This window comes from Paenibacillus sp. yr247, assembly GCF_900103825.1.
GTDB lineage: Bacteria > Bacillota > Bacilli > Paenibacillales > NBRC-103111 > Paenibacillus_E.
The window spans coordinates 194088-207138 of record NZ_FNIF01000004.1 but is presented as its reverse complement, the minus strand read 5'-3'; the positions used below and the strand labels follow the sequence as shown (position 1 = coordinate 207138).

The following is a 13051-nucleotide window of genomic DNA, read 5'->3' as shown; positions in this document are numbered from 1 at the left end:
CCTTTACAATGGAGTAGGTAAATTGAAGATGACCAGGGTTTATGGCGAACTAGATCATGGAGGATCAGGATGAAAGCACCTATTTTATACGGTTCTGTGCACGTATTTTTTTATCGAAACGAAGAGGTATTACTGCTGAAAAGACAAAATACCGGATTTCAAGACGGCAATTGGAGTGTTGTTGCAGGCAGGATGGATGGTAGTGAGGAGGTTATCTCTGCTGCCATAAGAGAAGCGAAAGAAGAGGCAGGGGTCGACATCGAGCCTACTGAGTTAGAAATCGTCGGTATCATGCATCGTAAAAATACGACTTCGGAATGGGTGGACTTTTTTCTGATCGCATATAGCTGGAATGGCGAAATTATTAATAAAGAGCCAGAGAAATGCGCAGAATTGAAGTGGTTTCACTTGATGGAGCTCCCGGATAATATGGTTAGCTACATAAGGGTTGCATTAGAGAAAAAACAGCAAGGACTTTGGTTTGAAAGTGTAGGTTGGAGGTAGTTGTAATGTCAAGTTCCTATTAAACGGGTCTAATGTCAATGATTCTAGTCCTTTGTTTATGGGACATTTACATAGAAATTAGAAGAATTGGGGATTAACACAACCTTTATCGGCTATTCATCTAGGACACTAGCAACGTGACGCGAATAAACTATAATATAGCGTTGAAAAGGTGGAATTCGACAGTGAAAAACCAAGTGTTAATTATCAAAATGAATCTATTGCCCTGGTACAATGAACTTGATGATTTAATAGATGTCAATAATTCTGAATTCCCGGCGCCTGCCCGTGAACGAATCTTGACATTTGGCGAGTATTCTATTATTACTATTAGTCGTTATGAGACTCGTTTAAGAAAAAAAACCAAGGACTCATAGGAAAAAACCTCCGAAGTTCATATGAACATTTAGGAGGTTATTCGTTTTGCTTTTTTATTGTAATCAAGGTATTCTTTGTACCACTGAAATAGCCATACCGCTAAAGTGAACCAGATACCGCTTGCCAAGTAGCCGCCAATCACATCACTCGGATAATGTACCCCAAGATAAATCCGACTTATGCCTATAAGAAGGATCATACCGATGCATAGCATGATGATGATACTTCTTCCGGTTCGCGTGGAGAGATGCCGCCAAAGCAGAAATGCAAGGGACGTGTATAGGGCAAAGGCTTCCATGGAATGACCGCTTGGGAAGCTGTAGCTAGTCTCTTGTATAAGTCTATGCAGGTCGGGTCTTTGACGAGCAAAATATAACTTGAGGAGATAATTGAATAAGCCAGTACCCGCTATGACAACAATAAAGAAAATGAGCTCCAAACGATGATGTAAAACAAAATAAATAAAAAGAATGAAAGAGAGACTGAGGATGACCACCATCGTGCCTGAACCAATGAAGGTAAATACTTTCATGAAAACAGTGAGTTCAGGTGATTCCAAACCTTGAATGACGGAAATCAAGGCTTGATCGAATTGTGCGATCCACTTACCTTGAATAATGGAGGCAATAACACTGAAACAAAGTAACGCTAGGATACTAAGAATGAGAACGAAAGTAATTTTTAGTTTTGGAATCATGATAAGTTCCTTATTGTTGGAATTTTACTATTAATTTAAGATGTAAATAGTATAGCTTACGGTTAATTCATTTATACGAAGCTAGGGATTTTAGATATATTCGGTTTAAAGCTTATATTTCTCGATTTGATCCCATTGCTTTTCAAACTGTAATATTTTCTTTTGAAGGGGGCCGAAAAGGTCGAAGTGCGGATAGGATGGGCTATAGTGTATATATTGTGGGTTGAGCCCATGAGATAAACACCAATTGAATAACCGATCAATATCAGAACAGCCCACCTTTGTGACGGTACGAATGTCAGGAAAACGATCATCTAGCCAGAAATGGGTTAAAAAGGCAATCTCACCTTGACTCACGGCAGCCTTCCATGCTTGAAGTTCTTCTCTTTTTACGCCAAAGGCCATGTGGACTACCATCCTTTACGTATAATTTTATCATTAAGGCTTAGAATAATTGAAAGTGTGTTATAATTATACAATATAATTCAAAAAGTGGCAGGAAATGACCTGCTTTTTTTTATTTTCAAAATCAATTCGGCTTTTGTATTGCTTCATACGCATGAAAACAAGTAAAATAGAAGAGAAGCATTATTTGTACGATGTAAAGCCGACTCGTGGATTGGATCCTTTTCAACGAAAAAGAACCATATGATTATCAACCAAGTTCTATACCCACAAGAAAATAAACGGTTTAATGGAAAAGGGGCATTTAAAAGTGAACGTTCATTTAAATTTTACGAACAAAGGCAAACTGGTTATTGAAAATTTTAATAATGAGGAATTAATTGAAATTTTCAGCCGATACATCAACACATTAACGAAGAAATATGCGGTTGATATTAAGGTTCCTGTAGATGCAAATCAGAACATTGTCGAAGACGGTTCATTCAAAGTTATCCTTTCCAATGTGCAATGTGATGTAGAGACTTTTTTCAAAGAACTCGGCAGAGATATTAAAGTGCCTTTGAAAAAAAGAACGGACGGAAAATTGGAAAACGTGTTTAAAATCCAGGTTATCGAGTAAATTACGGAGGCTTGTATGCTTAGTTTAGAAGAAAAGTTAGCAATCGTGGAATCATTTCCGGAGTTACAACGTAAGAATGTTTCACTTGGCCGGATCAATTTTCATTATGAAGACAGTGCTTATGATAAGAAGACGGTTGTTTATCACCTGCACCCAAACGGAAATGGCTATGTATATGCCGAATATGTCAAAGGGTACGCTACGGACGACAAAGGATTAATCAATATTCGTGATTTTGGTGCGGAAGAGCTGCGAGAAATTATCGAGAAGTCGATTCTTTCTTTAACGGGTAAATCATCCAAAAAGGTTCCAAAGACTGATTCGGATACGGAAGAGCGTTGGATGGATGAAGAAGGCCATCTCCTCGTCGTAACATTCGTTGAAGATTTATGGTATGTCTATGCAGGGAGCAATCTGGATTGTGCCTTTGAAACCTATGAAGAGGTTCAGGAATACATGGAAGAAGAAGGATTTGCTAAGAAGTAATCCTATATACGGCATAAACAAATTAACCTCATCTATCGATGGGGTTTTCTTTTATTTAGAAATGTAGGTCCAATTGAAGAGTGTGTTATAATTAATGGAAAATTGATCTAGGAACATTTAAAGGTAGTGGGGGTATTTTCATGAAATTTCGACCTTGCATCGATCTCCATAACGGTAAAGTCAAACAAATTGTAGGTGAAACATTAGGCACGGAGGGTAAGGATATCATTGAGAATTTTGTTTCCTCTTATGATTCAACGTATTATGCCGCGATGTTTAAGCGGGATCATTTACTGGGTGGACATGTCATCATGCTGGGTGACGGAAACAAAGCTGAAGCCGTAAGCGCACTTCAAGAATATCCTGGTGGTTTACAAATAGGCGGAGGTATTCAAGCTGAGAATGCAAGCTACTATCTGGATCGCGGCGCATCGCATGTTGTCGTGACCTCCTATATTTTCCGCGACGGCCAACTAAACCTGGGAAATCTAAATAAAATCGTATCTGAGGTAGGAAAAAACGAATTAGTCATAGATCTCAGCTGTAAAGAGAAGGATGGCAAATGGTTTGTTGCTACAAATCAATGGAAGCAATTAAGCAATTTCGAACTGAATGAAGAAAATATTCGTTTTCTTGAACAATATTGTGATGAGTTTCTTATACACGCTGTCGATGTAGAAGGCAAACAAAGCGGTATTCAGCAAAGTCTGGTCAGTACGTTAGCAGAATGGGTTACAATTCCAACTACCTACGCAGGCGGGGCAAGATCATTTGCAGATATAGAGCTGTTTAGAGAATTGTCTGGTGGAAATCTAGATATTACTATTGGGAGTGCATTGGACATTTTTGGTGGCAATCTCTCTTACGATCAAGTTGTGAAATACATGAAAGAGTTGACTATGACTAATAAATAGGAGGCAGTATGAATGGCTGAGTCATTAATTGTTCGTTAGCATTGCGCCAGGCACCTTTCTAGCTTATACTACCTTTGATCCTAACAGTGAATATGAAGATATTCCGGAAAATCACACGACCGTCACTTACCAGTTGTCAGCTCAAGAGGAGAGCAAGCTTCTAGTGGTTACACAGGGAGATTATGCCACTGTCCCGAATAGCGAATAACGCTATCAGGATGCGATAAAAGAGGTCGGCTGGGAGCCACTTCTCATTGAGATTAATAAGATCGCAGAAGCTGATTAATCACTCATCCAACCCCAAAAGTAGCGGATGCTCTAATCATGGAGTGTCTGCTACTTTTTTAACAAGTTATGATAAAAGGACGTGTTTCAGAATGAGATTCTGGCAAAGTCTTTACTATTTGGGTATGGTCTTGGCCATTTTATTAGGTGTAACAGGTGAGTTAATTTGGCTGCCGGATCCTTTACGAATTGGGGCAAGGATTTACTGGATTGATGTCATTGATCTATTGATTTATGCCCTTGCTTTGATTCCATTCATTTGGATGTCGGCGTCAATACTGCATATGTTGTCAAAAAAAGAAGCTTGGGCGCGAGTCAGAAGTGGAGCTGTATTCGCAGCAGGATTGGTAAGTTTAATCATACTGCTCACGATTCCGAAGAAGGTTGAATATTCGGCAAGTGCTTTTGTGATAACCTGGTTACTTGTCTTTGTTGATCTATTTTTCCATGAGCGGATGCGTCGAAAGCTGCCTGTGAAGAGTATAACCTCGTTTATTTCAACTTTGTGTCTGTTATTAATTTTGTTTTGGCCGACGAATTATTTGGTTACTTATCCGGGATTGACCCTAAATATGAACCGTTATGCGCAGGCAAATGGGGGGAATGTGCACGGAGAAATCTCTGGTGTGCTTGTTTTTGAGCGACCCGCTTTTCCAATCGATTGGCTATATGCGAAGTTTTTTGCTAATTATACATTTGAAGTTGAGAATCTGGGCATGTCTTTGGGCGAATACAATCAAGAAGTAAGGACTATGAAGGCTGATGCAAACGCCGCAGGAAGTGCAATCGCTTTTCAGAAGATTGGCAAAGGAAAAGGAATCACCTCACATGGCGTTCGCATCACGGCTATTGTAAAAGATAGTCCTGCCGCTAGTATCTTGCAGCTTGGCGATGTGATCGAGCAAGTAAACGGGTATCCCGTTACAACGGTTCAAGAGCTCACAGATCGCATGAAATTAACTAAACCCGGTGATCAGGTTTCGGTTTCGGTGCTGCGCGGCGGACAGCGAGTTACCCTCTCAGTAGGGACGCGTGTAAATCCGGACGATCCTAACCGTGCAGCTTTCGGCATTCAAGTTGCCAATGAAATGCAGTATGATATTCCAGATACAGTAAGGTATCATAACTATTTATTACACGAGGGCGGACCCTCCCATGGGGCGATGCTAGCTCTAACCCTGATTGATCAGCTTACACCATGCGGTGTAACTTACGGCAATCATGTGGCAGGTACGGGAACTATGGAGCCAGATGGTTCAATAGGTCCTGTTGGGGGCTTAGAGCAGAAAGCCTATAGTATCAGCAGAACGGATGCCGATGTGTTCTTTGTTCCGGCTTCAAATGAGTCTGAAGCGAGAAAAGGAGCGCCCGGACTGAAAATCGTGCCCGTGCGTACGCTAGATGATATGTTGAATTGGCTGCGAACCAATCCAAAACAAAAAACATTGTCTTCTTGTTCCTAGTCTCTAGCTGCTTCATAAAGCTTTCGGGCTATACGCTTAGGATCGAATTGAGGGGTTATCATATGATCGCCTGATGTTTGAATGAGTCGGAATAAGCCCAATCGACTAGACATGTGCGGATGCCAGCCATAATCAGGACTACCAAGTGGTAAATCAAAATGACGTCCGGGCGGACGTCAAGGTTAGAGCATGCGTCCTGCAAAATTGTCACCTTTGCGCACGGCGGGCAGGTGAATCGTTTTCACATGTTCGCTATGCAGTATCGTTTTTCCAGTAGCTGTATGAAGCTCAAGAAAAGGATGGTCAGCAGAGTGGAGGACACCAATTTTGCTCGAATTTTCTCCGAGATCAAAGACAACAAACATACTTTCTAGCTTTTTTATTTGTTGTTCAAATGTGCGTGAGAACGTAACTTGTGAGGGCTGCAAGAGAAAATTTTCGATTTTCATCGAGTAGGGTGTCGTATTCGGATGATATGGGACCACGTATTTGACATGCTTCATCGAAATGAAAATGGTATGAAAAACAGGGGAATGAAATGCAAAATAATCATTCATGATATGAGTTAAATATCCATGTACACTTTGATTGCCTGTAATATATATTTCAACGAACATTCCCTTCGCGCTCATCAGCATCTTTCGATAGGAGATCGGAGTGGATTGAAGATCAAAAGGATATTCGGTAGGCGGGTCTATGGAAGAACTTGCATAAGGATCTAGCTTTAAATATTGTAAATGGATCGTTGGAATATAGTAAAAATGAAATTCATTGTAAATAACGATAAGATCACTGCTTACCTCTAGCAGCACTCCCTTTAAGGGCAGTTGAATCCCCGAAAGCTTTAGTTCTACTTGCCTGTCAATCCATAAAGTCATAGTTTCCACAGTTGTACCTCCTCTCTATCAGCAGTGCCGAAAACTTGTGTGTTCACCTCGAGAACCCATGTCATGGCTGCGCATTTGTAATATAAGTATATGTATCCGCTAAAGATCGGTACTAGATTCCAATCTATATTTGCGATATTTCTGAGATAATCTACACTGAACTAGACATGAATTACAGAACTTACTAATAAATTAATTTGTCCATATCAACCAATATCTCTATCCAAATCAAACCTACTTTCATAGACTATACTATTAAAACTAAAGGAGGTTTTGAAGATGTTGGCTAGTATTTCTTCTGATTGCGACAAATCTAAAGGCAACAAATCAAGAGGTAACAAATCTAAAGGAAATAAATCAAGAGGCAACAAATCAAGAGGCAACAAATCAAGAGGCAACAAATCTAGAGGTAAAAAAATGGGTCCTCACAAATCAATAGGTAAAAAAATGGGTCCCCACAAATCAAGAGGTAACAAATCTCGTGGCAATAAATCAAGAGGCAACAAGTCTCGTGGCAATAAATCAAGAGGCAACAAGTCTCGCGGAAATAAATCAAGAGGGAACAAGAGCCGTGGCAAACGTTGTTAATCTCGAATAAATTACTCTAGGATGGAAGTCTATCTATTATAGATAGACTTTTTATTATGTAGAAATGGCGGTGTACTATGATACCGATTCGACATATCGTAATCCAAGAGCAGCAGCTTAAAAAGCTAAATGCAGATGTTTGGAGTACACACTTCGTAAACGGTGTACTCATCGATAAAGGAAATCGCGATGCAATTAAGGTCCGTTATCGGGGGGGGCACACGCGTGAGTATGCGAAGAAATCATATGAAATTGTAAGTGGGGGGAAAACATACCATCTGAATGCAGATTACGACGATCCTTCGATGATTCGAAATGCGCTGTCATTTCGATTTTTTCAACTTATCGGCGTCCCAAGCCCACAAACGGAACATTTTCAGTTGAAGCTAAACGGGGAGACAAAAGGGGTTTATTTGGAAATAGAGTCTGTCGACAAGAACTTCTTCAGGCAGAGACAGATTAGTGCACAATCCCTGTTCTATGCCGTAGATGATGATGCCAACTTTGAACTGTTTCACCCGGAAAAAAATAAGAGAAAGACGTCGATGTTTAAAGGATATGAGCAAATCATGGGCGTCAGCAACGAAAAAATAGAGCTGAGCGCATTCATTTCCCAAATCAATAAACTGACTAGTAAACCATTGTTTACTTATTTGCAATCCAATTTGGATGTTGATAATTATTTACGATGGCTAGCAGGTGCGGTTTTTACGGGAAACTTTGATGGATTTGATCAGAACTATGCGATCTACCGCCATAAGCCTACGAAATTATATCGCATCATTCCCTGGGATTACGAAGGCACTTGGGGGAGAAACTGCTATGGGAAAGCATGCGGGAGTGATTTGGTGAGAATTAAAGGGTACAACGGTCTAACCAATAAATTGATGGAATTCCCAAGCGTTAGGCTGCGTTATAAACAAATTCTTACTTCCATTCTGCAAACCACGTTTACTTTGAATCAGTTATCTCCTATCATCGAGCATTTACACGGTACAATAGCTCCTTATATGTTGAAAGACCATAATAGAAAGTGGTCATACTCAAAATTTAAAGGTGAACCCGAATTCATTCAGAACTACGTGAAGGAACGGCGAACAATTATTAGCAAAGAACTAGAAAAGCTTTAACTGACCAAATGCCGGGTAGCATTTGGTTTTTTTATTGTTCCAAGTTCTCATTTACTAGACAGGAGTGGAATCTTTGAAAGATGAGGGTAACAGTTTATAGCAAAACATAGACAGGTCTCGTATACATACAGTATCAATATCTACTAATGATAGATGGTAGTAAAGGGAAGAAGGGAGGGAATGACAATGGTCGTCCTGTTAATTATTATGTTAGCGGGAAATCTACTATTCTTTTTAGTGAAGCCACCTTCTTTAGAATTCGAGGAGGAAGTCGTTTTATCTTCCAAAGATTTGACTATGCCGGATATGGCATACATCAAGAGAATCGACGCCCGATAGGGTTGGACTCAGAAATTCATTAAGATCAATTTTCTCAAAGCGGGGTGAAAAATCATGTTCGGTTCCACAATGATAACCCTTACGATAGCGGCGTTTGTAATGACAGTTGTACTCATTCTTTGGCGCCCTAAGGAATTGAATGAAGCGATTCCGGCCACAGGAGGCGCATTACTCGTCCTTCTTAGCGGGAGTGTTTCTTTCGCTGATTTGCTAAAAATTACAGACACCATCAGTGACGCTGTTATCACCATTATGGCTACCATCGTAATGGCAATCGTATTAGAAAGCTTTGGATTCTTTCAATGGGCGGCTGAAGGTTTGATAGCTCGAGCCAAAGGCTCAGGGCTCCGTCTATTCTGGTACGTCATCCTACTTTGTTTTCTGATGACACTCTTCTTTAACAACGATGGCAGCATTATGATTACAACGCCCATATTAATTATTGTTCTTCAAAATCTGGGGTTGAAAAATCATCAGAAAATACCCTATTTACTCTCTGGTGCTCTAATCGCTACTGCTTCTAGTGCTCCTATCGGTGTAAGCAATATTGTTAATCTCATTGCACTCAAAATTGTTGGAATGGATTTATATATGCATACGTTAATGATGTTTATTCCTTCTACATTGGGATTGCTAGTTTTCGCATTCCTACTATTCCTAAGTTTCTATCGCATCCTGCCAAAGAGATTGCCATTAAATCCGAAAGTACCTAGACAGCATCCCTTACACGCTAAACCTTCAACTGCGATGCCAGCCATTAAAAATAGAGCAAAATTTATGAGGAATATATTATTGTTTGTATTTATGGTACGGGTAAGTTTATTTATCGCCTCTTATTTCGGGATACCCGTCAGTATCGTGGCTGTTCTAGGTTCAGCCATTCTACTCACTTGGCGCTGGTATTATCTCAAAATATCTCCTGCTGATATGGTCAAAAAGACTCCCTGGCATATTCTCGTATTTGCTTTCGGCATGTATGTGATCATTTATGGATTAAATAATATTGGCCTCACGCATATGCTGGTCAGTTATCTTAAGCCGTTAGCTTTAGGGGACTTATTAAATGGGAGTTTGCTAATGGGTGGACTAGTTACAGTCCTGTCTACTTTAGTAAACAACCACCCTGCCTTAATGATCGGAACACTCACGTTAACCGGTATGGAGTTAGACCCTCTGACTTTAAAAGTTACCTATTTAGCCAGCGTCGTTGGTAGTGATCTAGGGTCTTTACTTTTACCAATTGGGACACTAGCTTCGCTCATTTGGCTTCATATCCTAAAACAAAATAAAGTGAAAGTAAGCTGGAAGGATTATTGCAAGGTGACGTTTATAACGATTCCCCCTGCTTTAATATTCACGTTGGTATGTCTTGCCTTTTGGGTTGAATGGATTTTTTAAAAATATGATTAAAAAGGAGGTATTCAACTATGACTTTTTTCAACGATTATATCGGAAAGTTGGTACAGATTGAGATGAAAGGGGATCGAGAAAAGATTGGCTATTTAATTGATGTTGGACCCGATGTTATCGTCAGTTACATGGAAAAGAAGTATCTATATCTTCCAACCGCCCATATTAAAAATGTGAAACTATCTACCGAAGATAAAACAAATATGGATCCACCACCTGTCCCGATTATGCAAACAGGGATGATCACTTATCAGCAAATTTTAAGCAGCGCGATCGATCGATTCGTTGAAATATATATATCCGACAATCAGACACTTCATGGTTATGTAAGATATATTGCACAAGATTATTTCGTATTTTATTCACCGCTCTATCAAGTGATGTACATTCCTCAGTTTCACTTAAAATGGATCAGTCCCTATGAAACCCACCAGACACCTTATATGCGAGCACAAAATCAAATGACTGCTAGTTCTTTTGATCCATCGTTTGCTGCACTCCCGGACACTTTTGAACAATTGCTGAAAGGTTTAGAAGGAGAAATTGTGTGTTTTGATTCCGGATTAAATTCCAACAAGATTGGATTGCTGCAGAAAATGACCCACCCTTTTGTTGAACTCGTCACCGCCGATGAGAAAAAGATGCATTACAACATCCAACACATCAAAAATTGCATACCATTTAACATGTAAATCATAGATTTCTTGTTCTCGTAGAAAGCTAGTTATCGCTAAGCTGGATAACTGTCTTTCTTTTTTTGTATAGGAGGTATTTTATGGTAAGATGGGTATGGTTTTTTCATAATTTGAGTAAAGTAGGTTCAAAGGAATGACACATAGCGAACAGAAGATCTACCGTTTCGGTGAAGCGCCAATTTGGGAGCTTCAGCGTGCTTATTATGAGCAGCAGGGAATTCGTGCTTGGCAGAGTGAAGAGGTACCACAATATATAACAAGTAACCCTATGATTGCTATAGCGTATGCGGAGATAATATTTGGATTTCTTCAAGATCGAGCGAGACTTGGTTATACATCTGAGTCTGAACCTGTGACGATTCTAGAGCTTGGCGCGGGCTCGGGCCGATTAGCCTTTCACGTGTTAAAGGAACTGTGCGAGCTGAGGGATTATTCTGGCATCCCAATATCTCCATTTCGCTATGTGATGAGTGATTTGGCAATCCAAAATGTAACCTATTGGCAGCAGCACCGCAGCTTATATCCCTTTGTGGAGCAGGGTGTTCTAGACTTTGCGCAATTTGATGCTGTAACCGATACAGAGCTTAGCTTGACGCAATCTGGGATACGAATCCGTAGGGGTGACTTGCAGCAGCCTCTCTTGATTATCGCCAATTACTTTTTTGACAGTATCCCGCAAGAACTGATTTATGTCGATGAAAATAAGATTTATGAGTGTATGGTTTCTCTTCGTTATCCAGATGAAGCTGCCGAACTTAGTGCTTCGGATAGGTTGAAGAGCGTCATTCCCGAGTATCATTATCGTCATTATCGCAGAGCGGCTGAGTATGAACAGGAATCTTATCCTTACCGCGAGATCATAGAGCTGTACTTGCATAAACTGGAGGATTCACATGTCCTCTTTCCTGCTATTGGACTGCAATGTTTAGACCGGCTTAATCTGCTTTCACGAGAGGGATTTGTCCTGCTAACCGCGGATAAAGGCGACCACCGCTTAGAGAGTTGGGAATATAACGAGCCTCCCAAACTGATTCTTCATGGAAGCTTTTCCCTGACGGCAAATTATCATGCCATTGGTCATGTTTTTGAGCAAAAGGGTGCCATGTGTTTATTTACATCACATCCTTATAACCATTTGAACATTGGGTGTATATTGATGCTTTCCGAGCCGCGCAGCTATGGCAATACCCGTTTAGCCTATCGGCGGTTTGTTGAGCGTTTTGGTCCGGATGACTTTTTCAGTATCAAAGAATGGTTTGACGCGCATTTGGATCACATGGAGATACACCAGCTGCTTTCCTTTTGGCGATTGGGTGGCTATGATGCTCAAATTTTTACGCAAAGTGCGAAGCGCTTCTCGGACTTACTTTCATCGTGTGAGGAGGAAGAACTAGCTGATATTCGTCAAGGGATTCTACTGATGTGGGCAGGGTATTATCCTATGGAAGTGAATCGTGACTTAGCTTTGGACTGCGCAACGTTATTGTATCAAATGGAAATGTTCAAGGATGCTTTGCAATTCTTCGAACAAACACAGAATGAGTACAAAAATGACGTTTCTGTGCTCTATGATATGGCCATTTGCTATTACGAAATCGGTGAGGAAGATGCTGCTGAGGAATTTGCTCAAAAATCAATCAGGATAGCACCTGAACATGAAGGAGCTTCAGCGCTTATCAAGCTTTTGAAAGAATATACATAGAAATGGTGATATCATGGAGGAGCTAGAGCAGAGAGCTAAGGGATTATTCACTTTATATCGAGGTAGTTTTTTTCACATGCATCGTGAAGGTGTACTTGAAGAATATAAGAAATACGATATAGAAAGACAGATCGAAGTTGACTGGTACAATGAACTGATTGATAAGTTCACGAATGAACTATCAATTAGAGACTGGGAAGCGATCACTAGTTTAGAATCCCTTGCTAAATATTATCCGGATCCCCGAATTCTTGAGAATGTGATCGCATTCGTATACCGCCATATCATGGGAGCAGATAGTATCGTTAAACTCATATATGCTGAGAAACTAATTGACTTAATCAAATCGTTAAAGAATATTATTTCCAAAGAAATACGGTATACGGCCTATCGTCATACGTTGAAGATTCTAGATGATATTATTGTAAAACCACTGATAGTAGACCCAGGGCATGAGCTTCATTTTTTTCAGTTAAAAGACAAGAAATCGCTCAACAACCGAGCCAGAAAAAGTATAGAAGAGATTAAAAATGTTTTGGATTGAGGAAA

General features: G+C 40.1%; 17 protein-coding genes. 14 read left to right on the top strand and 3 right to left on the bottom strand.

The features are described 5' to 3' along the window. Positions 1-69: 69 nt before the first annotated feature. Complete coding sequence (locus tag BLT91_RS11770; RefSeq protein WP_090820976.1) at positions 70-504, top strand: NUDIX hydrolase; 435 nt, start codon at positions 70-72, stop codon at positions 502-504. A 185-nt stretch (positions 505-689) separates the two neighbouring features. Next, complete coding sequence (locus tag BLT91_RS11765; protein ID WP_090820974.1) at positions 690-881, top strand: hypothetical protein; 192 nt, start codon at positions 690-692, stop codon at positions 879-881. 29 nt (positions 882-910) lie between these two features. On the opposite strand, the gene BLT91_RS11760 is transcribed toward BLT91_RS11765, so the two are convergent. Both BLT91_RS11760 and BLT91_RS11755 read right to left on the bottom strand, forming a co-directional pair. Beyond that, positions 911-1579, bottom strand: a complete 669-nt coding sequence (locus BLT91_RS11760) for a phosphatase PAP2 family protein (RefSeq protein WP_090820972.1) — start codon at positions 1577-1579, stop codon at positions 911-913. Between the two features lie 105 nt (positions 1580-1684). Then, entirely contained in the window at positions 1685-1984 is a 300-nt protein-coding gene (locus BLT91_RS11755) for a hypothetical protein (protein WP_090820970.1), read from the bottom strand. Positions 1985-2294: 310 nt separating this feature from the next. Between BLT91_RS11755 and BLT91_RS11750 the strand changes: the two genes are divergently transcribed. From BLT91_RS11750 to BLT91_RS11730, 5 genes are all read left to right on the top strand, one after another. Further along, positions 2295-2603 (top strand): hypothetical protein, encoded by a 309-nt coding sequence (locus BLT91_RS11750; protein ID WP_090820968.1) that lies wholly within the window; start codon positions 2295-2297, stop codon positions 2601-2603. Positions 2604-2618: 15 nt separating this feature from the next. After that, entirely contained in the window at positions 2619-3089 is a 471-nt protein-coding gene (locus tag BLT91_RS11745) for a hypothetical protein (protein WP_090820966.1), read from the top strand. Between the two features lie 140 nt (positions 3090-3229). Continuing rightward, a complete protein-coding gene (hisA, locus tag BLT91_RS11740) occupies positions 3230-4003 on the top strand; it encodes a phosphoribosylformimino-5-aminoimidazole carboxamide ribotide isomerase (RefSeq protein WP_090820964.1) in 774 nt (257 codons plus the stop codon). 28 nt (positions 4004-4031) lie between these two features. Further along, the gene (locus BLT91_RS11735; RefSeq protein ID WP_090820962.1) at positions 4032-4211 is read left to right on the top strand and encodes a hypothetical protein; all 180 of its coding nucleotides are present in this window, start codon (positions 4032-4034) and stop codon (positions 4209-4211) included. Positions 4212-4380: 169 nt separating this feature from the next. Next, positions 4381-5751 (top strand): PDZ domain-containing protein, encoded by a 1371-nt coding sequence (locus tag BLT91_RS11730; protein WP_090820960.1) that lies wholly within the window; start codon positions 4381-4383, stop codon positions 5749-5751. A gap of 182 nt (positions 5752-5933) precedes the next feature. Here the strand turns inward: BLT91_RS11730 and BLT91_RS11725 are convergent, their stop codons facing one another. Then, complete coding sequence (locus tag BLT91_RS11725) at positions 5934-6629, bottom strand: hypothetical protein (protein WP_090821218.1); 696 nt, start codon at positions 6627-6629, stop codon at positions 5934-5936. A 288-nt stretch (positions 6630-6917) separates the two neighbouring features. Between BLT91_RS11725 and BLT91_RS11720 the strand changes: the two genes are divergently transcribed. The 7 genes from BLT91_RS11720 to BLT91_RS11695 all read left to right on the top strand — a co-directional run bounded on the left by BLT91_RS11720 (position 6918) and on the right by BLT91_RS11695 (position 13046). Continuing rightward, positions 6918-7226: a hypothetical protein gene (locus tag BLT91_RS11720; RefSeq protein ID WP_090820958.1), complete on the top strand. Its 309-nt coding sequence runs from the start codon at positions 6918-6920 to the stop codon at positions 7224-7226. Between the two features lie 77 nt (positions 7227-7303). Next, positions 7304-8356 (top strand): CotH kinase family protein, encoded by a 1053-nt coding sequence (locus BLT91_RS11715; RefSeq protein WP_090820956.1) that lies wholly within the window; start codon positions 7304-7306, stop codon positions 8354-8356. A gap of 186 nt (positions 8357-8542) precedes the next feature. After that, entirely contained in the window at positions 8543-8695 is a 153-nt protein-coding gene (locus tag BLT91_RS31530; RefSeq protein ID WP_175532255.1) for a hypothetical protein, read from the top strand. Between the two features lie 54 nt (positions 8696-8749). Next, positions 8750-10093 (top strand): arsenic transporter, encoded by a 1344-nt coding sequence (locus tag BLT91_RS11710; RefSeq protein ID WP_254776899.1) that lies wholly within the window; start codon positions 8750-8752, stop codon positions 10091-10093. A gap of 29 nt (positions 10094-10122) precedes the next feature. Continuing rightward, positions 10123-10797, top strand: a complete 675-nt coding sequence (locus BLT91_RS11705) for a hypothetical protein (RefSeq protein ID WP_090820954.1) — start codon at positions 10123-10125, stop codon at positions 10795-10797. Between the two features lie 136 nt (positions 10798-10933). Beyond that, positions 10934-12502: an SAM-dependent methyltransferase gene (locus BLT91_RS11700; protein WP_090820952.1), complete on the top strand. Its 1569-nt coding sequence runs from the start codon at positions 10934-10936 to the stop codon at positions 12500-12502. Positions 12503-12578: 76 nt separating this feature from the next. After that, on the top strand, positions 12579-13046 hold the full coding sequence (locus BLT91_RS11695; RefSeq protein ID WP_141224974.1) for a hypothetical protein: 468 nt from the start codon (positions 12579-12581) through the stop codon (positions 13044-13046). Positions 13047-13051: the final 5 nt, after the last annotated feature.

Bases quoted from the DNA above. Each gene is read 5' to 3' on its own strand.
- BLT91_RS11700 (WP_090820952.1), top strand. From the start codon at position 10,934: ATGACACATAGCGAACAGAAGATCTACCGTTTCGGTGAAGCGCCAATT.
- hisA (WP_090820964.1), top strand. From the start codon at position 3,230: ATGAAATTTCGACCTTGCATCGATCTCCATAACGGTAAAGTCAAACAA.
- BLT91_RS11695 (WP_141224974.1), top strand. From the start codon at position 12,579: ATGCATCGTGAAGGTGTACTTGAAGAATATAAGAAATACGATATAGAA.
- BLT91_RS11710 (WP_254776899.1), top strand. From the start codon at position 8,750: ATGTTCGGTTCCACAATGATAACCCTTACGATAGCGGCGTTTGTAATG.
- BLT91_RS11745 (WP_090820966.1), top strand. From the start codon at position 2,619: ATGCTTAGTTTAGAAGAAAAGTTAGCAATCGTGGAATCATTTCCGGAG.
- BLT91_RS11770 (WP_090820976.1), top strand. From the start codon at position 70: ATGAAAGCACCTATTTTATACGGTTCTGTGCACGTATTTTTTTATCGA.
- BLT91_RS11725 (WP_090821218.1), bottom strand. From the start codon at position 6,629: ATGACTTTATGGATTGACAGGCAAGTAGAACTAAAGCTTTCGGGGATT.
- BLT91_RS31530 (WP_175532255.1), top strand. From the start codon at position 8,543: ATGGTCGTCCTGTTAATTATTATGTTAGCGGGAAATCTACTATTCTTT.
- BLT91_RS11755 (WP_090820970.1), bottom strand. From the start codon at position 1,984: ATGGCCTTTGGCGTAAAAAGAGAAGAACTTCAAGCATGGAAGGCTGCC.
- BLT91_RS11715 (WP_090820956.1), top strand. From the start codon at position 7,304: ATGATACCGATTCGACATATCGTAATCCAAGAGCAGCAGCTTAAAAAG.
- BLT91_RS11705 (WP_090820954.1), top strand. From the start codon at position 10,123: ATGACTTTTTTCAACGATTATATCGGAAAGTTGGTACAGATTGAGATG.
- BLT91_RS11730 (WP_090820960.1), top strand. From the start codon at position 4,381: ATGAGATTCTGGCAAAGTCTTTACTATTTGGGTATGGTCTTGGCCATT.
- BLT91_RS11720 (WP_090820958.1), top strand. From the start codon at position 6,918: ATGTTGGCTAGTATTTCTTCTGATTGCGACAAATCTAAAGGCAACAAA.
- BLT91_RS11760 (WP_090820972.1), bottom strand. From the start codon at position 1,579: ATGATTCCAAAACTAAAAATTACTTTCGTTCTCATTCTTAGTATCCTA.